Annotated in this window: 24 protein-coding genes; 13 read left to right on the top strand and 11 right to left on the bottom strand. The window is 62.8% G+C overall.

Annotated features, from left to right (window positions below; translation table 11 throughout):
• Positions 1 to 297, top strand: a 297-nt coding sequence (locus BQ8482_RS23195) for an AI-2E family transporter (RefSeq protein WP_208867820.1), incomplete at its 5' end; no start/stop codon positions are given.
• Positions 298 to 418: 121 nt separating this feature from the next.
• Here the strand turns inward: BQ8482_RS23195 and BQ8482_RS23200 are convergent.
• Complete coding sequence (locus BQ8482_RS23200) at positions 419 to 1072, bottom strand: VIT1/CCC1 transporter family protein (protein WP_123149732.1); 654 nt, start codon at positions 1070 to 1072, stop codon at positions 419 to 421.
• Positions 1073 to 2081: 1009 nt separating this feature from the next.
• Between BQ8482_RS23200 and BQ8482_RS38270 the strand changes: the two genes are divergently transcribed.
• The 5 genes from BQ8482_RS38270 (at position 2082) to ndk (ending at position 3581) form a co-directional block, all read left to right on the top strand.
• Complete coding sequence (locus BQ8482_RS38270; RefSeq protein WP_165848679.1) at positions 2082 to 2237, top strand: hypothetical protein; 156 nt, start codon at positions 2082 to 2084, stop codon at positions 2235 to 2237.
• A gap of 24 nt (positions 2238 to 2261) precedes the next feature.
• Positions 2262 to 2408, top strand: a complete 147-nt coding sequence (locus BQ8482_RS40675; protein WP_425294125.1) for a DUF982 domain-containing protein — start codon at positions 2262 to 2264, stop codon at positions 2406 to 2408.
• A 42-nt stretch (positions 2409 to 2450) separates the two neighbouring features.
• The gene (locus BQ8482_RS23210; RefSeq protein WP_123149734.1) at positions 2451 to 2636 is read left to right on the top strand and encodes a hypothetical protein; all 186 of its coding nucleotides are present in this window, start codon (positions 2451 to 2453) and stop codon (positions 2634 to 2636) included.
• A gap of 13 nt (positions 2637 to 2649) precedes the next feature.
• On the top strand, positions 2650 to 2946 hold the full coding sequence (locus BQ8482_RS23215; protein WP_095496595.1) for a DUF1905 domain-containing protein: 297 nt from the start codon (positions 2650 to 2652) through the stop codon (positions 2944 to 2946).
• 212 nt (positions 2947 to 3158) lie between these two features.
• On the top strand, positions 3159 to 3581 hold the full coding sequence (gene ndk, locus BQ8482_RS23220; RefSeq protein ID WP_095496596.1) for a nucleoside-diphosphate kinase: 423 nt from the start codon (positions 3159 to 3161) through the stop codon (positions 3579 to 3581).
• A 133-nt stretch (positions 3582 to 3714) separates the two neighbouring features.
• Here ndk and BQ8482_RS23225 read toward each other — a convergent pair whose 3' ends face one another.
• Positions 3715 to 4482 carry a YbaY family lipoprotein gene (locus BQ8482_RS23225; protein WP_123149735.1) on the bottom strand — a complete coding sequence of 256 codons (768 nt, stop codon included), beginning with the start codon at positions 4480 to 4482 and terminating at the stop codon, positions 3715 to 3717.
• Positions 4483 to 4765: 283 nt separating this feature from the next.
• On the opposite strand from BQ8482_RS23225, the gene BQ8482_RS23230 reads away from it, so the two are divergent.
• From BQ8482_RS23230 to BQ8482_RS23245, 4 genes are read left to right on the top strand one after another with little or no spacing between them, the layout of a single operon-like run.
• Complete coding sequence (locus BQ8482_RS23230; protein ID WP_123149885.1) at positions 4766 to 5089, top strand: BufA1 family periplasmic bufferin-type metallophore; 324 nt, start codon at positions 4766 to 4768, stop codon at positions 5087 to 5089.
• A 33-nt stretch (positions 5090 to 5122) separates the two neighbouring features.
• Complete coding sequence (gene bufB / locus BQ8482_RS23235; RefSeq protein ID WP_123149736.1) at positions 5123 to 6052, top strand: MNIO family bufferin maturase; 930 nt, start codon at positions 5123 to 5125, stop codon at positions 6050 to 6052.
• Positions 6039 to 6839, top strand: coding sequence for an HvfC/BufC N-terminal domain-containing protein (locus tag BQ8482_RS23240; protein WP_123149737.1), 801 nt, complete (start codon positions 6039 to 6041; stop codon positions 6837 to 6839). Before bufB ends, BQ8482_RS23240 begins: the two co-directional genes overlap by 14 nt.
• Before the next feature lie 2 nt (positions 6840 to 6841).
• Complete coding sequence (locus BQ8482_RS23245) at positions 6842 to 7339, top strand: DoxX family protein (protein ID WP_123149738.1); 498 nt, start codon at positions 6842 to 6844, stop codon at positions 7337 to 7339.
• 46 nt (positions 7340 to 7385) lie between these two features.
• On the opposite strand, the gene BQ8482_RS23250 is transcribed toward BQ8482_RS23245, so the two are convergent.
• From BQ8482_RS23250 to BQ8482_RS23270, 5 genes are all read right to left on the bottom strand, one after another.
• A complete protein-coding gene (locus BQ8482_RS23250) occupies positions 7386 to 7874 on the bottom strand; it encodes a molybdenum cofactor biosynthesis protein MoaE (RefSeq protein ID WP_123149739.1) in 489 nt (162 codons plus the stop codon).
• Position 7875: 1 nt separating this feature from the next.
• A complete protein-coding gene (moaD, locus tag BQ8482_RS23255; protein WP_023800670.1) occupies positions 7876 to 8133 on the bottom strand; it encodes a molybdopterin converting factor subunit 1 in 258 nt (85 codons plus the stop codon).
• A gap of 1 nt (position 8134) precedes the next feature.
• Positions 8135 to 8731 (bottom strand): CDP-diacylglycerol--glycerol-3-phosphate 3-phosphatidyltransferase, encoded by a 597-nt coding sequence (gene pgsA, locus BQ8482_RS23260; protein ID WP_065008950.1) that lies wholly within the window; start codon positions 8729 to 8731, stop codon positions 8135 to 8137.
• 98 nt (positions 8732 to 8829) lie between these two features.
• Complete coding sequence (uvrC, locus tag BQ8482_RS23265) at positions 8830 to 10920, bottom strand: excinuclease ABC subunit UvrC (RefSeq protein ID WP_123149740.1); 2091 nt, start codon at positions 10918 to 10920, stop codon at positions 8830 to 8832.
• On the bottom strand, positions 10917 to 11693 hold the full coding sequence (locus tag BQ8482_RS23270; protein ID WP_123149741.1) for an SDR family oxidoreductase: 777 nt from the start codon (positions 11691 to 11693) through the stop codon (positions 10917 to 10919). The genes uvrC and BQ8482_RS23270 overlap by 4 nt, the downstream gene beginning before the upstream one ends.
• A gap of 407 nt (positions 11694 to 12100) precedes the next feature.
• Between BQ8482_RS23270 and BQ8482_RS23275 the strand changes: the two genes are divergently transcribed.
• Entirely contained in the window at positions 12101 to 12751 is a 651-nt protein-coding gene (locus BQ8482_RS23275) for an outer membrane protein (protein ID WP_095496609.1), read from the top strand.
• Positions 12752 to 12825: 74 nt separating this feature from the next.
• Here the strand turns inward: BQ8482_RS23275 and BQ8482_RS23280 are convergent, their stop codons facing one another.
• Positions 12826 to 13422 carry a glutathione S-transferase family protein gene (locus BQ8482_RS23280; RefSeq protein WP_123149886.1) on the bottom strand — a complete coding sequence of 199 codons (597 nt, stop codon included), beginning with the start codon at positions 13420 to 13422 and terminating at the stop codon, positions 12826 to 12828.
• 459 nt (positions 13423 to 13881) lie between these two features.
• On the opposite strand from BQ8482_RS23280, the gene BQ8482_RS38720 reads away from it, so the two are divergent.
• Together BQ8482_RS38720 and BQ8482_RS23290 are read left to right on the top strand one after the other, a co-directional pair.
• Positions 13882 to 14427, top strand: a complete 546-nt coding sequence (locus BQ8482_RS38720) for a hypothetical protein (protein WP_208867822.1) — start codon at positions 13882 to 13884, stop codon at positions 14425 to 14427.
• A gap of 446 nt (positions 14428 to 14873) precedes the next feature.
• Positions 14874 to 15212: a transcriptional regulator gene (locus BQ8482_RS23290; protein WP_123149743.1), complete on the top strand. Its 339-nt coding sequence runs from the start codon at positions 14874 to 14876 to the stop codon at positions 15210 to 15212.
• Here the strand turns inward: BQ8482_RS23290 and BQ8482_RS23295 are convergent.
• From BQ8482_RS23295 to BQ8482_RS23305, 3 genes are all read right to left on the bottom strand, one after another.
• Positions 15182 to 15634 carry a hypothetical protein gene (locus BQ8482_RS23295; RefSeq protein ID WP_123149744.1) on the bottom strand — a complete coding sequence of 151 codons (453 nt, stop codon included), beginning with the start codon at positions 15632 to 15634 and terminating at the stop codon, positions 15182 to 15184. The genes BQ8482_RS23290 and BQ8482_RS23295 overlap by 31 nt on opposite strands.
• 132 nt (positions 15635 to 15766) lie before the next feature.
• On the bottom strand, positions 15767 to 16612 hold the full coding sequence (locus BQ8482_RS23300) for a 23S rRNA (adenine(2030)-N(6))-methyltransferase RlmJ (protein WP_123149745.1): 846 nt from the start codon (positions 16610 to 16612) through the stop codon (positions 15767 to 15769).
• A gap of 3 nt (positions 16613 to 16615) precedes the next feature.
• Entirely contained in the window at positions 16616 to 17227 is a 612-nt protein-coding gene (locus BQ8482_RS23305; RefSeq protein WP_123149746.1) for a hypothetical protein, read from the bottom strand.
• Positions 17228 to 17257: the final 30 nt, after the last annotated feature.

Genomic DNA, 17257 nt, shown 5'->3' on the forward strand with positions numbered 1-17257 from the left:
TGTCTGATCCAGCTCGGTCCGGTCCTGGTAATGGCTCCGGCAGTGATCTGGATGTATTATTCGGGTGATACGCTTTGGGCGACGGTGTTGCTGGCCTTTACCATCGTCGCCGCGACGATGGATCAATTTATTCGCCCTGTTCTCATCCGCAGAGGCGCCAACTTGCCTATGCTGCTTATCCTGGCCGGGGTCATCGGCGGCCTGGTAGCGTTTGGCATACTGGGCATTTTCATAGGCCCGACGGTTCGTTCTGGCGGTTGCCTATACGCTCTTCAACACGTGGATAGGCGACGGTGATGATCAAGAACCGCCTGGGGAAACGCGATGAAGCCGGCAAGCGTTGCTGCTTTTAAGCTAGGCGGCAGCGCCGCGAGCCAAATCGGCTAGTAGGGTGGACTCAATGCACACGCCCGGCAGTTCACCCTCCAAGCGCTATAGTCGTAACTACCAAGACGCTACCGATTGCCGCCATGGCCAGAGCCATCGGCCAAGGGCTTCTGCCCATATATTTGCCGAGCCGTGCGCCGATCAAAAACAGCATGGCGACGGCTACCGCGTTCGACGCGCGCATCGCCGTCGGCAGATCGTCGATGAACAGGAAGGGCATGCTGGGCGGAAGCGTCGATAGGATGACCAGCAAGCAGATTGAAACTGCAGCTCTGACATCCCGAATGTTCACAATGCGCCGATTGTCGGATGCTGGAAGAGATCTGATGCGCGTGACGATACTTTCGGCGTCGGCCTCGGATGTGACCAGGCGGACGTCCTTCGGCAACTCGGAGAGGAAGACGCGCCGCGCCTCTGCCAGGGGCATCACGCGGATGGCCTCAAAGAAATTTAGGCGCTTCACCCGCTCCACAGCTGTCGTCAAGGCAAACATGACGCCGTCGACAATTCCCCAAGCGAGGTTGCAGCCCAGGGCAGCCATCAGCACGGCCCCCACCTTGTCGCCTTCGCCAACCGCGACGCTCATGGTGCCTGTGAAGGAAAGCGCCATCAATAGTCCGAAAATTACCTCCGACAGACGGTCGATGGGGTCGAGAACGGGTCTAACGGGATCGGGACCGTTCATGGCAGGACAACCGGCACATGACAACACTTGAGCAATCGCACCTTACAGCAAGCGATTTCCGTTTGGAGTCTAATTCCGCTTGCCGAGTTCCCGTGCTTTGGGCAGAGGCGAACGAGTGGCTCCGCTTCAGCATGGCTCGATAATTGTCGTGGAAGGGCTACCTTACCGACCGGCTAGCGACCGGCCGGCGTTCAGCGCGAGCTTGATTTCGCCAGCACATAGCTTGAAGGAGCGGGTGACGGAGAACCCCATCACCGGCCATACGATCCTGACCTCCACCCGAGAAACCATCCCTCACGGACCAGGCGGCAAAGGGTAACGTCTTTGGCTTTCCAGCTGATCGGCCATCAGCTTTGGTTGCCGTTCGCGAACGCGAAAGTTTGGCGCTGCCGCGGGTCGCCCGGATGATCTCGTTGTGCGTCTTTCATTTGACGTCTGCCGAACCCAGGAGCACTGTGTTGACGTTGACAGGCAAGCCATGGAACCTAAAAACGGGAGGATGCCATGTCCGCAAGGGTCGCGTCCCGTGAAGTTCTCTAATCGCCTCTGTCAATGAGCTCCTTTCTCATCGTTGATGCAGCCCCTGCCGGGCTCAGGGTTCTCTCCGTGGATCGCAAGGATCGCCGCATGTTTGCGTTGGAACGAGTGGGTCGAAGTGGTGTTCGCGGTTCCGTAGCACCGCACGCGTGGGAGCGACCTCATCCGCGCAGCGTCCCGGCAAGGACGCATCTCGGGAATTGGGGTTAGGGGATCGAAAGCTCCTCATCAGGCTGCAGCAGTGGTGTAGCGGAACGGCTCGTTCGTCTTCCACATGGCGTGGAGGATGACGGCGAGCTTGCCACCACGCCGCTGCGCAGCGTTCGCGGGAAGGACGCGGGGGCATGAGAACCGAGGCCAAGACCCCACCAACCCCGTTCGTGTCCTTCCAGATGCCGCCGGTGCTCCGGACCGGCCACCATGACGGCGACGGACGAGGCTGCCGTCAACGCTCGCCGAAGCGCTGCGTTTCATGGCCGACGTGATCGATTTCGCGGCTTCGCAGAATGCGGACGCCGCCGAGGCGTTCGCCAACAGCGCCGGAAGCGGCATGGATTGGGTGATCACCCTGCGCGTCGGCGCGAGCGCGCGGCTTGAGCCGGTGCCGCCAAAAGCAAGGATGTCCTGATATGGCTTCTGACGACGCAAACTTTTGGTCGGCATTGTCTGGGGGCGAAGCGCATGCGAGCGCGCCGCTGAAATGCTGATTAAGGCGCTCCACGGCGAGGCGACACGCGACGAGGCGCGGGCGGCATTCGAAGCAGCGGCAAAGGCAGCAGGAATCCTGGTCAATCGATAGCGGCGCTCCTTACGCCATATCCACCGCGAGGAATTCAAGCCGATGTTTGCTGACCTTAGCAAACATGCTGATGCGAAGAGTAGCGCAACGGCGACGATGGCATCCTCTCTTGCAGGGGAAGAATGGCTCCTCCATGCAGGGAAGAATGATATCATGGATGTTTTCGCCAATCGCCGGCGTTGCCAACAAGGCACTATGGCAAAGCCAGCCGTGACGGCCTTGATCTGAGGAAGGGCACAAAATGTTTCGCTACGACGTGCAGGCCGAGATCTGGGTCTATCCAGGCAAGGGCGGCTGGCATTTCGTGACGCTGCCGCCGGAGCTTGGGGCACGGATCAAGACGGCAATGGCGGGGATGGCACGGCCCTGGGGCTCGCTTGGCGTGGAAGCCGTCATCGGCCAGACCAGATGGCGGACATCGCTGTTTCCCGACAAGAAATCCGGCAGCCTGCTGTTGCCGATCAAGACGGCGGTGCGGGTCCGCGAAGGCCTTCGGGCTGGCGACACGGCCAACCTGACGATCGAGATGCAGTTATGACAACATTGGTTTTGGCTGACGGCGACACGCTATGCGGCGGCTAAAGCGCGTCGGCGACGCGCTTAAGTTCTTGTTTTTATGCATGTCGTTATCGCAAAACCGCTGCGCACTTTTGCGCGACATGCATTAGTGCCAGCCCCTTGGCAAGCCGGCGGGCGGCTTGTATAGAGCCCGCCACCCTGAATTCCACTCTCCATCACAAGGACGACCCCATGGCGCTCGAACGCACCTTTTCCATGATCAAGCCGGATGCAACCCGGCGCAATCTCACCGGCGCCATCACCCAGATGCTCGAAGAAGCCGGCCTGCGCGTCATCGCTTCCCGCAGGGTGTGGATGAGCCGCCGCGAGGCGGAAGGTTTTTATGCCGTCCACAAGGAGCGCCCGTTCTTCGGCGAGCTGGTCGAGTCCATGTCGTCGGGCCCGACCGTCGTGCAGGTGCTGGAAGGCGAGAACGCCATTGCCAAAAACCGCGACGTGATGGGCGCCACCAACCCGGCTAATGCCGCCGAAGGCACCATCCGCAAGGTACACGCGCTGTCGATCGGCGAGAATTCCGTGCACGGCTCCGACGCGCCGGAGACGGCCGCGCAGGAGATCAAATACTGGTTCTCGGACACCGAGATCGTCGGCTGAGCCGATAAGTCCATCACCACGTCACATGCAAGAAGGCCGGCGCAATGCTGGCCTTTTTTTGCGGCGATCCTGCACCGGACGCCGGGCGCCGACACCCGCCAACTGCGCATGATGCAAAAACCGAAACCGGTTATCAGCTCGCGGCGTTGAAGCGCAGGATGACGCGGTCGTCTTTGTCGACGATGATGAGCTTGCCGGCGTCGACGTGATACGATGCCGCCTTGGCCAGCGCCTCGAACAGCGCCTTTTCCTCGGCCATAATCTCGGACGCGCAGGCCTTGAACGTCGAACCGATGTCACTGACGGCGATCGTCGAACCATCGACTTTGGCGGTGGCGAAGTAGACGTTGCAAGGGCCGCTGCCGCCGGCCTTGCCGGCCTCGTCGATCCTGAACGTCGCCTGCGGCTCGGCGATCACACCAATGCCGTCGATATACTCGATCAGCCAGCTCTGCCCGAACACCGGGGCCGCTGCCGGCTCCTCGCTCGACGTCACCATCTTCAGCATGATGGTCTGCGGCGCGTCGCTCAGCGGATCGACCTGGTGGCGCTCATCGGAGATGAACAACAGCCTGTCGTCGACGGTGATGCGCGCCTGCAGCACATAGGTCATATCAGGCCGGATCACCGACGGGTCGAAGCTGATCTCGAACTTGATCGGCACCTGGCCGGCCGGCGCCACCTTGCGCTCGCCAATGACAGCGGCCTTCGCATCGGCCAGCGAGACATCGGCAAGCTGCACGGAAAGCACGGCGTTGGGCGGCAGCGCAATGCGCTCGCGATACGTCACCTCGCCCTTCAGGGTCTTCTCGGCAGCGTCGGACAACCCAGGCACCACCAGTATACCAACGACCAGCGGCACGAGACCGAAGATGAAGAACTCGGCGATCCTGCCCAGCATGATCCTGCTCCCATAGCGCAGCAAACTGGTCGCAAAGGTCTCGCAGGATTGCGGTGGTTCCGTGGCGCCTCACACGGGCTGTTCACACGGCGGTGCCTTCCGGCGGCTCGTTGCCCTGTGGTCAGCCCCCTTGGCGTGACAGGCGAAATATTGCTCACGCCAGGTCCCCAGGCGATCACGAAGTCGTGTTCCAAAAAAATGTAACACAGGGAACTTCCGGACCGAACTGACCAATGCGCGCTTGAGGAACGGCGCGCTCAACAACCCAACCGGAGGTGAAATCATGTCAACAAGATCAACCGTGAGTGCGGCCCTTCTGGCCAGCGCCGTTGCCACGGCTCTTGCTTCTTTTGCGACGGCCGCGCCGCTGACCGAGGCACAGGTCAAGGCGGCGATGGATGCCGGCAAGGAGAAGTGCTTTGGCGTCGCCATGAAGGGGCAGAACGACTGCAAGGCAGGTGCGGGAACCACATGCCAAGGCACCTCGACTGTCGATTACCAGGGCAACGCCTGGAAGTTTGTCGACGGCGGCACCTGTACGACGATGGACCTGCCCGGCGACCGCAAGGGCTCGCCCACGGAGCTGACCCGCGACATCCCGTCGTAAGCAATGCAACCTGCCCGGAAAGCGGAGACGAAGATGAACGGACTGGCCACTTACCCAGCATCCCCCATGTCGAAAACCTCGCGCTTTCCGGCGCACCCGGTCGCCGGCCTTGCCGGCACCAGTTTCAAGCACGAACATTTGCAGGCAATCATTGCCGGCGGCAGTAAGGACGGTTTCTTCGAGGTCCACGCCGAAAACTACATGGGCGCCGGCGGCCCGCCGCACGATGCGCTGACCAACATCCGCAGCGACTATCCCGTTTCGCTGCACGGGGTATGCATGTCGATCGGCGGACCGCGGCCGCTCGACAAAGCGCATCTCGGTCGTTTCAAGGCACTCGTCGACCGCTATGAACCGGCGCTCGTTTCCGAGCATCTCGCCTGGTCGACCCACGACACAACCTATTACAACGACCTGCTTCCCCTACCCTATACGCATGCAACGGTTTCGCGAGTGGCGGATCACATCGATGAGGTGCAGGGGACGATCGGCCGCCCGATACTGCTCGAGAACCCCTCGACCTACGTCCTTTTCCCGGAATCGACGATGAGCGAGACGGATTTCATCCGAGAGCTGGTGCGGCGTACCGGTTGCGGCTTGCTGCTCGACGTCAACAACGTCTTTGTTTCAGCCACCAATCACGGCTATTCAGCCCTTTCCTACCTTGCGGATTTCCCGCTTCAGCATGTCGGCGAAATCCATCTGGCCGGCCACGCCGAGCAGGAGGATGACGAGGGCGACCTGCTGCTCATCGACAGCCATGACGGCCCGGTCGCCGACGCAGTCTGGAAGCTTTTCGATGTCTTCATCGGCCGATGCGGACCGCTGCCGACGCTGATCGAATGGGACAGCGCCATTCCCGACTGGCCGGTGCTCAAGGCGGAAGCCGCCGCCGCCCAAGCGATCCTCGACCGTCATGCTGAGAGCGATCACACGTTCGGAAAAGCCCATGCCGCAGGATGAGCTCCAGTCGGGCGACCTCGGCCGCCGGTTCGACTATGCCGCGGCATTCACCGCCGGTTTGCTCGATCCTGACCGAGCCCCGCCTGACGTTGTCTCGGGGCCGAACGGCAAGGCTGCGGTCAAGCGCTATGCCGTCTACCGCAACAACGTCACGGTCAGCCTGATCGATGCGCTGGCCGCCAGCTTTCCAGCGACGCTGCGCATCACCGGCCCGGACTTCTTTCGCGCGATGGCGCGCTTTCATGTCCGCGAAACGCCACCCACCTCGCCGCTCCTGTTCGAATACGGCCGCGACTTTCCCGATTTCATCGAGCGCTACGAATACGCGCAGTCGATGCCGTGGCTGGCCGACGTGGCGCGCATGGAACGGGCCTGGCTCGACGCCTATCATGCCGCCGACGCGGAACCGATGGCTTCCCGAGCACTGGCGTCGATCCCGCCCGAACGACTGGGCGATACCGTGTTCGTGCCGCACCCGGCAACGCGCGCCATACGCTCGCGCTATCCGGTCGTGACGATCTTCGCGGCAAACCGGAGCGACGGTCCTGTCGGGCGAATCGACGCGGGCGGCCCTGAAGATGCGCTGGTCACGCGGCCCGGGCTCGAAGTCGTTGTTCGCCGCCTGCCGCCCGGCGGCGCGGTTTTTCTGGATCGTCTCATGGCAGGCGAGTCGCTCGGCGCAGCGGCCGCGGCAGCATTTGCGAAGCATGCCGAATTCGACCTTGCCGCGAACATTGCCGGCCTGCTGCAAGCAGGCGCCTTCACCGCGGCACACCAGAGAGGGTGAGCATGACGAACCATGAGCGGAACGTCAGCACCGGGCAGCGAGGGATCGCCGCCCTCGCCGAGAGGGTGAATGCCGCCCTGCGCACGAGTGCCACACCGTCGCTGACGCAGCTTGTCCTGCGCTGCGCGCTCGCCGTCCCGTTCTGGCGGTCCGGCGTCAACAAATGGGACGGTTTTTTGCAGTTGAACGATGTCGCCGTGCTGCTTTTCACCTCGGAGCTCAAGCTGCATCTGCCCGGCGGCCCTTACGACTTCCCGGCACCTGGGCTGGTGGCGTTCGCCTCAGGGTTGGCGGAAATCCTGTTGCCAATTCTTCTCGTTCTCGGCCTGGCGACACGACTGGCGGCATTCGGCCTGCTCGTGATGACGCTGGTCATACAGCTCACCGTGCCCGACGGCTGGCCGCTGCACATCACCTGGGCGGCTATGGCGCTCGGCATCATGGCGTGGGGACCCGGCCGGATTGCGCTCGATCACTGGATCGGCACTGACAACGGCTGATCGGGGGTTGATGGGATTCCCACCCCTGCGGCGATGACGCGAAGCATCAATTTCGTTTCGGCACGGCCTGCTTCCAGCGGCTTGCCGCCTCGTCGTCGGCCTCCTTGGCGTCGACCCAGCCGCCTTGCGAGCCGTCGGTATGGTGTTCCTTTTTCCAGAACGGCGCGCGCGATTTGAGATAATCCATCAGGAAGTTCGCCGCCTCGAACGCCGCCTGCCGGTGCGCGGAGGCAGCGACCACCAGCACGATGTTCTCACCGGGCGCGATCCTGCCGTGGCGATGGATGGCGGTGAGCCCCTGCAGCGGCCAGCGCTGAACCGCCTCGGCGGCGATGCGGCCGATCTCGGCCTCGGCCATGCCGGGATAATGTTCGAGTTCGAGCGCCGCCAGCCTGCCTGCCTCGTCGCGGCAGAGACCTGAGAAAGTCACCACGGCGCCGATGTCGGCGCGGCCTTGCGTCATCCTGGCGATCTCGGCGGCGACATCGAAATCCTCCGCCTGGATGCGCACCGTCGGCACCACCGGGCCGGGCATTTCAGCCACCCGTCATCGGCGGGAACAGCGCGATCTCGCGCGCGCCTGATATCTTCTCGCGGTGCTCGACATGTTCCTGGTTGATGGCGACGCGGATCACGTCAGGATATTGCAGCGCGTGCTCGTACTCCTCGCCGCGCGATTTCAGCCAGCGCAGCAGGTCGGCCACCGTCTCGATGCCGGCGGGCAATTCGACGTCCTCTTGCGGCTTGCCGATCCGCTCGCGCACCCAGGCGAAATAGATGAGCCTCGTCGACATCCTACTCGTCCATGATGTGCTTGAGGCCGGCGCGGAAGTAGTCATAGCCGGTGTAAAGCGTCACCAGCGCGGCGATCCACAACAGCACCAGCCCGGTCTGGGTGGTCAGCGGGAAGATCTTGTCGCCGGCAGGTCCCGCGAGCAGGAAGGCGATGGCGACCATCTGGATGGTGGTCTTCCACTTTGCCAGCTGCGTCACCGGTACCGAGACCTTCAGCGCCGCCAGATATTCGCGCAGGCCCGAGACCAGGATCTCGCGGCACAGGATGATGATCGCTGCCCACAGCGACCAGCCGGCGATGCCGGCATGCCTATCGGTGTCGGCCGCCAGCAGCAGCAGGCACGTGGCGACCAGCAACTTGTCGGCGATCGGATCGAGCATCTTGCCGATATTCGAGGTCTGCTGCCAGGCGCGCGCCAGATAGCCGTCGAAATAATCGGTGATCGAGGCCAGCAGAAAAATGATCAACGCCGACCAGCGGGCGAAGTCGCTCGACTTCAGATGCCCTTCGAGAAAAAAACACAGCACAACCAGCGGCACCGCGAGAATGCGGACGTAGGTGAGCATGTTGGGCAGGTTGAATGCGCGCTGGGCCATATTTTTGGGAACTCTTTCTGCCTGCCTACTCAAATCAGAAGCGAATGTGGGGGGTCAACAGATGATAGTCGATGGACCAGCCGAAAATAGCCGAATCATCAGCTCTCGTGAAAATGGTTGTAGACCAGCTTGGCGACCTGCTCGGAAATGCCATCGACCTTGACCAGATCCTCGATCGCGGCGCGGCTGACCGCCTTGGCGGTGCCGAAATGCATGAGCAGCGCGCGCTTGCGGCCCGGGCCGATGCCGCTGATCTCGTCGAGCGGGCTCTTGACCATCTCCTTCTTGCGGCGGGCGCGGTGCGAGCCGATGGCGAAGCGGTGGACCTCGTCGCGCAGCCGCTGGACGAAATAGAGCACCGGGTCGCGCACCGGGAGCGAAAACGGTGGCCTGCCCCTCACGAAGAAGCGTTCGCGGCCGGCGTCACGGTCCTGGCCCTTGGCGATGCCGATGGCCTGGACACGGTCCTCGATGCCGAGATCTACGAGGATTTTTCGCACCGCCGTCATCTGGCCCTGGCCGCCGTCGATGAGAATGACGTCGGGCCAGGCCGGGAAACCGCCGGTGTCCTCGATATCGTCACCCTGTTCGGCCAAGGTCGCGTCGTCCGCCGGCTGTTCGCTCTGCGGCACATCGCCATGCTCCTTCAGCAGCCGGGAAAAACGCCGCTCCATCACCTCGCGCATCATGCCGAAATCGTCTCCCGGCGTGATCTCTGTCGAGCGGATGTTGAATTTCCGGTACTGGTTCTTCACGAAGCCTTCCGGCCCGGCGACGACCATGGCGCCGACGGCATTGGTGCCCATGATGTGCGAGTTGTCGTAGACCTCAATGCGCACCGGCGGTTTTTTCAGGCCAAAAGTCTCGGCGAAGCCGGTGAGCAGCCGCCCTTGCGTCGAGGTCTCGGCCAGCCGGCGGCCGAGCGCCTCGCGGGCATTCTGCAGTGCGTTGTCGGTCAAATCCTTCTTCTCGCCGCGCTGCGGCACCGAGATCGCCACCTTGCGGCCCGCGCGGGTGGAGAGAGCCTCCGCCAGCAATTCCTGGTCCTCGACGCCATGCGACAAAAGGATGGTGCGCGGCGTCGGCTTGTCGTCATAGAATTGCGCCAGGAACGAGCCCAGCACCTCGGCCGCCTCCAGCGCCGGATCGGCCTTGGGGAAATAGGCGCGGTTGCCCCAGTTCTGGCCGGTGCGGAAGAAGAACACCTGGATGCAGACCTGGCCGCCTTCCTGATGGATGGCGAAGACGTCGGCCTCGTCGACGGTCTGCGGGTTGATGCCCTGATGGCTCTGCACATGCGACAGCGCCGCCAGCCGGTCGCGATAGATGGCGGCGCGCTCGAAATCGAGGTTTTCCGCGGCCTGCTGCATGGCGGCGGAGATATCGGTCTTCACCTTCTGGCTGCGGCCGGACAAAAAGTCCTTCGCCTCGGCGACCAGCTTGGCATAGTCACTATGCGAGATTTCGCCGGTGCACGGGCCGGCGCAGCGCTTGATCTGGAACAGCAGGCACGGCCGGGTGCGGTTCTCGTAGAAGGAGTTGGTGCAACTCCTGAGCAGGAAGGCGCGCTGCAGCGAATTGATGGTACGGCCGACGGCGCCGGCCGAGGCGAAGGGACCGAAATAGTCGCCTTTGCGCGAGCGCGCGCCGCGATGCTTGTAGATGCCGGGCGAGACATGATCGCCGGTCAACAGGATGTAGGGGAACGACTTGTCGTCCCGCATCAGCACGTTGAATCGCGGCCGCAAGCGCTTGATAAGGTTGGCTTCTAGCAGCAGCGCTTCGATCTCGGTGCGGGTGACGACGAACTCCATCGTCGCCGTCTCGCGCACCATGCGGCCGATGCGGCTGGTGTGGAAACGGCCTTGCGCGTAATTGGTCACCCGCTTCTTCAGGCTGCGCGCCTTGCCGACATAGAGCACGTCGCCTGCGGCATTCATCATGCGGTAGACGCCGGGCGCGTTGGGCAGCCGTTTGACCAGCGTCTGGATGACTTCGGCGCCGACCATGCCGTCGGCATCGCCGGCATGCGGCGTCCAATCGATGGCCGTGAAGGCGACGTCAGGGCCGCCCGAACCAGGAGCTGACGGTTCGACGATCTCCTCCGCCGCCTCGTCCTCGAGGTCGACATCGGGGGGCAGGTCGTCGGCGGCGCCGCCTCGTTTGTGTTTCTGGTCCATGGGACTCATTCGATAATGCCTGTCACATCCGGCGTCTGCCATGCAAGGTGCTGGCCGCCGTCGAGCGCGATCATCTGGCCGGTGACCGAGCGCGCGCCCCAGAGATAGCGGATGGTGGCGCCGAATTCAGGCAATTCCGGGCCGCGCTTCAGGATCAGGCCGTCGACCTGCGCGGTAAAATCGCTGTCGTCCTGGCGCGCGCTCTTCAGCGTCGGGCCGGGGCCGATGGCGTTGACGCGAATGCGGGGTGCCAGCGCCTGCGCCATCATCTGCGTCTCTGTCCACAATGTCGATTTCGACAGCGCATAGGAGAAATAGCGTGGCGTCGGGCGCCAGACGCGCTGGTCGATCATATTGACGATCAGCCCTTCCTGGCCTTCCGGCAGCGCGCGGGCGAATTGTTGCGCCAAAAGTGCCGGCGCCTTCACATGGATGGCGAAGTGACGGTCCCAGGCAAGCCAGTCGACGTCCTGAACCGTATCGTCCGCGAACAACGAGGCATTGTTGACCAGCAGTGTAACAGGCCCGAGCGCGGCTGCGGCGTGGCCGACCAGGTCGCCGACCGCGGCCATGTCGGTCAGGTCGGCGGCGACCACAGCGGCGCGGCCATCCTGGCCAAAATGACCGCCGTTGATCCGCGCGGCCAACGCTTCCGCCTCGGCCCGCGAGCGGTTGCAATGGATGGCGACAGCAAAACCGTTCGCTGCCAGATCCTCGACGATCGCCTTGCCGATCCGCTTGCCCCCGCCCGTCACCAGCGCCGTTCCAGCGGCCTTGCTCATCCTGTCAATCCTCAATGGGCTTCGATTTCAGCCAGCCGGCGAAATATGGCCGGCCAAGCGTTAAATGCCGTTCGGACCTTGGGCAGCATTGTGGCAAAGCGGCCGGATCGGTCTTTCGACTGTGGCCGGGACTCGGCCGTCAGATCGCAATATAGGGCTCCGGACCCCTTGCTCCAAGCGGTGTTCAGCGCGGCACGGCAAAGCCTCCTGACACTATCTGTTGCGCAGATACAACGTCAAAATTCAGCCTCATTCGTGCCCGGTAATGACCCAAGTTCAGGTTCGCTTCAGCCGCATTTCGACACGACATTCGGAACCGTTGAGCGCCAGACCCGTTTATCCCCCCGGCGGGTTGAGGGCGCTTGTGAAAAGCAAGCCTGTGCCTGTGGCTTAAGGAGTAAAGAACAATGCAAGCCAATCTTAAATTTGCGCGACCGCTGGCGGTGGCGTTTGGGCTCTTCGCCCTCGGCGGAACCGCCTATGCTGCTGACGTCATCTCGGAAGAGCCGCCGGCACCCGCCCCGATCGCCGAACTTCCGGTCGCTTCCTGGGCCGGCCCCTATGCCGGTGTGAGCGTCGGCTACGGCTTCAGCGGTCATGCCGACGCCGAGGATATCGGTGTCGACGTCGACACCGATGGATTCGTCGGCGGCGTCTTCGGCGGCTACCAGTGGCAGCAGGAGAACTTCGTGTACGGTGCTGAAGCCGATATCGGCTATAGTGGCATCGAGGGCGACGATGGTGGCGTCGAGGCCAAGGGCGGCTTCGAAGGCTCGCTGCGCGCCCGCCTCGGCTACGCCGTCACCCCGGAAATCCTGCTCTACGGTACCGCCGGCGGCGCGCTCAAGAACCAGGAGATCGAAGCCGCTGGCGCCAGCGACGAAAACACCATGCTGGGCTGGACGGCCGGCGTCGGTACCGACATCAAGATCACCGACAATGTGTTCGGCCGCGTCGAGTATCGCTACACCGACTTCGGCGACAAGGACTTCGACGGTATCGGCAAGGTCAAGTCGACCGACAACCGCGTCACCTTCGGCGTCGGTATGAAGTTCTAAAGTCGTCCAAAGCCACGACACGAAAGAGCCGGGCCTCGTGCCCGGCTTTTTTGTGACCCTTCTCTGGCTGCCGCTCACGCCGGAATGCAGGGTTTCAGCTCGGGAAACTTCTCGTCGAAGCGCGCTGCCCAGCGGACCAGCCGGCTGCGGCCCTTTTCCCATTTTCCGCCAAAGCGCAGCGAGAGATAGCCAAGGCAAGCGCGCAGCGCCAACTGACCGGCGGTAATCTTCTTTGGCAGCTTTGGCGGATTGGCGTTGAGCAGATCGAGCGCGCTGGTGATCTTCGCCCACTGGCGGTCGAGCCACGGCTGGTAGACCATGTCTTCGGGGCGCATGCGCCGCTCATAGACCATCGACAGCGCGCAGTCGCAGATGCCGTCGGCCAGTGCCTCCAGCACTTCTGCCTCGAGGCGCTTGTCGGGATTGCGCGGGAACAGCGCGTTCTTCGACATGCGGTTGAGATGCTGGGTAATGGCGCGGCTGTCGTGGACCGAGCGGCCGTCGTCGAGCACCAGCACCGGAATCTTGCCGAGCGGATTGGCACCGATCAGGTCGGCCGGCTTGTCTTCGGTTTTTATCGGCACGAGATCGACGGCGATGCCGGCATAAAGCGCGGCCATGCGCACCTTGGAACTGTAGGGGGACGTGGAGGCGTAGAGCAGTCTGGGCATGATCGGGTTCCTGGTTGCCGAGTACATAGCGCGTGGACGCGCAAAGAATGCTGTAGCACTTAGAATTTGCGGATGGTCCATTTCCGCGACACTGTTGGCCGGGCATCCCGGCATGATCAACAGCCCACAGGCGGAAAAACCGGGCGCCACGGCGAACGACCGTTCCTCTGCGATCTTGAGGCAATGAGCGGCACGGCAGTTGCAGTCCAAGAGAATCTGAACAGGTCAGACAGACCCGAACGCGGCCGCCGGTCTTGCACCGAGAATTCCTCTGCGGGCACAGAGAAATGCCCCACCGGACTTCGCCGCGCGGCGAAGTCCTGGGAGCTGCGAAAAGCTGTCTTCCCTCCGCCTCTATTATTGCCCGAGCACCGACTGTGCGAGCGAGGCGCCTGTCCGGCACCCGCCCTCAACCGTCTTCAGCACTGTCCTCCGCGAGCGAAGAAACGCGATTACTTCTTGGCTTTCGCCTTCGCGGGCGCTGCCTTCGCCTTCGGCTTGGCCGCAGGCGCTGCTTTCTTCACTGCTACCGAAGACTTCGCTGCAGCCGCTTTCTTTGCCGGCGCAGCCTTCTTGGCCGGTGCAGCCTTCTTTATCGGCGCAGTCTTGGCAGGTGCTGCTTTCTTCGTTGCCGGCTTCGCCGGGGCTTTTGCAGCCGGCTTCTTGGCAGGTGCTGCTTTGGCCTTGGCTGGTGCTGCTTTCGTCACTGCCGGTTTTGCCGCGGCTTTCGCGGTCGGCTTCTTGGCCGGCGCTGCTTTTGCCTTGGCCGCGGCCTTCGGCTTGGCAGCAGGTGCTGCTTTCTTCACAGCGGCTGCGGCCTTTGCCGCCACCGCTTTTACTGGTGCTTTCTTTGCCGGTGCCTTCTTTGCCGGTGACTTGGATGCCGGCGCTTTGGATGACTGTTTAGCCATATCATGCCCCTTAGTTGTGCCGACGGCCGTTAATGACCCGGCGCGTAATGCATATCTGACTCGCGCTTGTCTAGCCAGCGAAGCATCAGCATGATTTTTTCAGTTTAAGTTTTGGTTACAGGCGACACACGCTCGTGCCGATTTCGCAAAATGCCGTTGCTGCTCTTCGATCTTTGCCGACGGTTTGCGACAGACATTCTGCGCGCTTTGCCGGACCAATCTTGCTACGAAGCGCTGAAGGTTAGCAAGCGTTTTGCTCGTTGATCATCGACCGGCAACACCATGATGCGGCTGCTTCAACGATCTCATCGTCTTGTCAACCGGACGATCTACACAAGCTGCAAAAGCAGAACGCGGCCCGCTCTGCGCCAGGACCTTGCCTGCGTTCGAGAGGGGCAATTTTTTGCTAAGGTTGACAGATTACTCTATTCAGCAGAGTATTCTGCAGTATGCGGAGAAGCGCATGTCATTCGCGCAAGATCGGGCGGCGCTGTCCCAGATCAGTGAGACTGAACGCCGGACACCACAGCAGGCCCGATAATGGCTGCCGACGAAATCATCCACCAGAGCGTGCGGCTCAGGATCATGGCGGCGCTGAATTCTCTGGAACGGCGCGAAGCGCTGGAATTCACCCGATTGAAGGCCATCGTCAATGCGACCGACGGCAATCTCGGCGCGCATATCGATACGCTTGCCACGGCGGGCTATGTCGATGTCGAAAAGCTGTTTGTCGGACGTCGACCGCAGACGCGAGTCAAGGCGACGTCAATCGGACGGCGCGCCTTTCGCGGTCACGCCGCCTTCCTTCGCGCCATCCTCGATGAGGCGGAGCAGCCCGGCAAACGCGTTCAGCGCAGGACGCGGCAACGGCCGTTGTAGACCATCCAGCGGTCGAAGCCCGCGACGCAGAATTCCACATTATCGCCGATCGAGGCAAAGCCCTGCCCTTCCTCGATCAGATACCAGATGGTGCGGGCGTGGCCGTCGGACAGGCTGACGGTGGCGCCGCAATAGCGGCGGCCGATCGGCCAGGTTTCGTTGGCTGGCAGATAGCGATGCTGGTGGATGCCCTGGAAATCGACAATCTCGACGTCGGGCAGATTCGGCACGTGGTGCACCTGGTAGGAGAAGCGGCTGGTGATCTTGTTCAGCACCCAGGCCTCACCGCAAACGCCGCTGTCTTCTTCGGTATAGACGGCAAGGTCGGCTGCCTTTGCTGCCTGTGTGACAGCGAGTGACGTGCCGAGCGGCGTGCAAAGCGCGATCAGTGCGGCAAGGGCGGATTTGGCGAAGCGAGTCATGGCAGCCTCTTATGGTCGACTGCGTGCACTGTGCGGATTCGCTTGCGCGCGGTCAAGCGGTTGTAGCGACAATGGTTTCCTAGTCTGAAATCGCCTTCAAACCAGGGCAGGCGCGCGAATACCTCTGCCGCCCTACGCCGCCAGCCATTCCAGCGTCCAGTGCGCCGGTTTTTCAACGACAAGCAATTTGTGCAAGGCCGGCAGCAGCGTGCGCAATTCGCGCTCCAGCGTGAACGGCGGGTTGACCACCACCATGCCACTGCCGTCAAGGCTGGGCTCGGCCGATGGCGGCCTGATCTCGAAGCCGATGTCGAGCAGCCTAGGGACACCTGACTGCACCAGCGCCTTGCGGAAGGCGGCGACCGCCTTGCGGTCCTTGACCGGATACCACAACGCATAAACGCCGCCGGGCCAGCGCTTGTGGGCTTTCCGCAGTCCGTCGACGAGGCGGTCGAACTCGCCCTCCTCCTCGAAGGGCGGATCGACCAGCACGAGGCCGCGCTTTTCCTTCGGCGGCAGATGCGCGCCGAGTGCCAGCCAGCCGTCGAGCTCGATCACCCGGGTCTGGAAATCGCCAGCGAATAGCGCCCTCAGCTTCGCGGCGTCCTGGCGATGCAACTCGATCGCCGACAGCCGGTCCTGCTTGCGCATGAGATGACGCGCGATCAGCGGCGAGCCCGGATATTTTTTCACGCCGCCTTCAGGATTGAGCGAACTGACGGCTTCCAGATAAGGCGCCAGAAGTGCTGCCGCCGGCGCGTCAAGCGCGGCATCGACCAGTCGGCCGATGCCGCCTTGCCATTCGCCGGTCTTTTGCGCTTCAGTCGACGACAGGTCGTAGCGGCCGATGCCGGCATGGGTGTCGATGACGCGAAACGCCTTGTCCTTCTGCTTCAGATATTCGACGAGCCGGCTCAGCACGACATGCTTGACAACATCGGCGAAGTTTCCGGCGTGATAGGCGTGGCGGTAATTCACGGTCTAGTTCGAGCCCCTGCCCCAGCGGGGCGGTGGCGGCTGCGAGTTCGGATTTTGCGGCCGGCGGCCGCCGAAACGCAACGCCAACAGCAGCCCGATCAGGCCGGCCGCTATCAGCGAGAAGCCGACCGGCCGCGCCCGGCGATCGATCTCGCCGACACCGGAACGCAGCACGAGGTCCACCACCCGCATCTCGATGCCTTCGGCGTCGCCCGGGCCGAGGGTGAAGAGGTACGGGCCGGGGCTGACCTTCGCGATCAGGCCGGCTTCGTCGCGAAAGATCTTGTCCGGCAGTTGCGGGCTGACCTGGCGCGGATTTTCCGAATGGTTGAATTGCAGCGTCGAGGCGAGCACCGTCCTGCCGCCGGTGGCGGCGGTCAGCGTCAGCACGGTGCGCTGTTGCGAGACGATGCGTTCGGTTCTCGCGGTGAGGTCGACCAGCACCCGCACCGGCGCGTCGCGAGCGGCCAGCGGCACCGTCGCCGGCATGAACCGGCCCTGTTCGTAAACCCGCCAGGTCCCGATCTCATGGCCGGAGAAATTGGTCATCGCCCAGGGATAGACGACGCCGATGCCGATGCCGGCGAGCAGGATCAGAAGAAACAGAAAGCGCATGCGCTCGACTACCTTGCCCAGATATTAGTA

It is taken from the genome of Mesorhizobium delmotii, from assembly GCF_900149755.1.
Lineage (GTDB): Bacteria > Pseudomonadota > Alphaproteobacteria > Rhizobiales > Rhizobiaceae > Mesorhizobium > Mesorhizobium delmotii.

Coding starts and splice junctions, on each gene's coding strand:
- BQ8482_RS23200 (WP_123149732.1), bottom strand. CDS start 1,072: ATGAACGGTCCCGATCCCGTTAGACCCGTTCTCGACCCCATCGACCGT.
- BQ8482_RS38270 (WP_165848679.1), top strand. CDS start 2,082: ATGGCCGACGTGATCGATTTCGCGGCTTCGCAGAATGCGGACGCCGCC.
- BQ8482_RS23210 (WP_123149734.1), top strand. CDS start 2,451: ATGTTTGCTGACCTTAGCAAACATGCTGATGCGAAGAGTAGCGCAACG.
- BQ8482_RS23215 (WP_095496595.1), top strand. CDS start 2,650: ATGTTTCGCTACGACGTGCAGGCCGAGATCTGGGTCTATCCAGGCAAG.
- ndk (WP_095496596.1), top strand. CDS start 3,159: ATGGCGCTCGAACGCACCTTTTCCATGATCAAGCCGGATGCAACCCGG.
- BQ8482_RS23225 (WP_123149735.1), bottom strand. CDS start 4,482: ATGCTGGGCAGGATCGCCGAGTTCTTCATCTTCGGTCTCGTGCCGCTG.
- BQ8482_RS23230 (WP_123149885.1), top strand. CDS start 4,766: ATGTCAACAAGATCAACCGTGAGTGCGGCCCTTCTGGCCAGCGCCGTT.
- bufB (WP_123149736.1), top strand. CDS start 5,123: ATGAACGGACTGGCCACTTACCCAGCATCCCCCATGTCGAAAACCTCG.
- BQ8482_RS23240 (WP_123149737.1), top strand. CDS start 6,039: ATGCCGCAGGATGAGCTCCAGTCGGGCGACCTCGGCCGCCGGTTCGAC.
- BQ8482_RS23245 (WP_123149738.1), top strand. CDS start 6,842: ATGACGAACCATGAGCGGAACGTCAGCACCGGGCAGCGAGGGATCGCC.
- BQ8482_RS23250 (WP_123149739.1), bottom strand. CDS start 7,874: ATGCCCGGCCCGGTGGTGCCGACGGTGCGCATCCAGGCGGAGGATTTC.
- moaD (WP_023800670.1), bottom strand. CDS start 8,133: ATGTCGACGAGGCTCATCTATTTCGCCTGGGTGCGCGAGCGGATCGGC.
- pgsA (WP_065008950.1), bottom strand. CDS start 8,731: ATGGCCCAGCGCGCATTCAACCTGCCCAACATGCTCACCTACGTCCGC.
- uvrC (WP_123149740.1), bottom strand. CDS start 10,920: ATGAGTCCCATGGACCAGAAACACAAACGAGGCGGCGCCGCCGACGAC.
- BQ8482_RS23270 (WP_123149741.1), bottom strand. CDS start 11,693: ATGAGCAAGGCCGCTGGAACGGCGCTGGTGACGGGCGGGGGCAAGCGG.
- BQ8482_RS23275 (WP_095496609.1), top strand. CDS start 12,101: ATGCAAGCCAATCTTAAATTTGCGCGACCGCTGGCGGTGGCGTTTGGG.
- BQ8482_RS23280 (WP_123149886.1), bottom strand. CDS start 13,422: ATGCCCAGACTGCTCTACGCCTCCACGTCCCCCTACAGTTCCAAGGTG.
- BQ8482_RS23290 (WP_123149743.1), top strand. CDS start 14,874: ATGGCTGCCGACGAAATCATCCACCAGAGCGTGCGGCTCAGGATCATG.
- BQ8482_RS23295 (WP_123149744.1), bottom strand. CDS start 15,634: ATGACTCGCTTCGCCAAATCCGCCCTTGCCGCACTGATCGCGCTTTGC.
- BQ8482_RS23305 (WP_123149746.1), bottom strand. CDS start 17,227: ATGCGCTTTCTGTTTCTTCTGATCCTGCTCGCCGGCATCGGCATCGGC.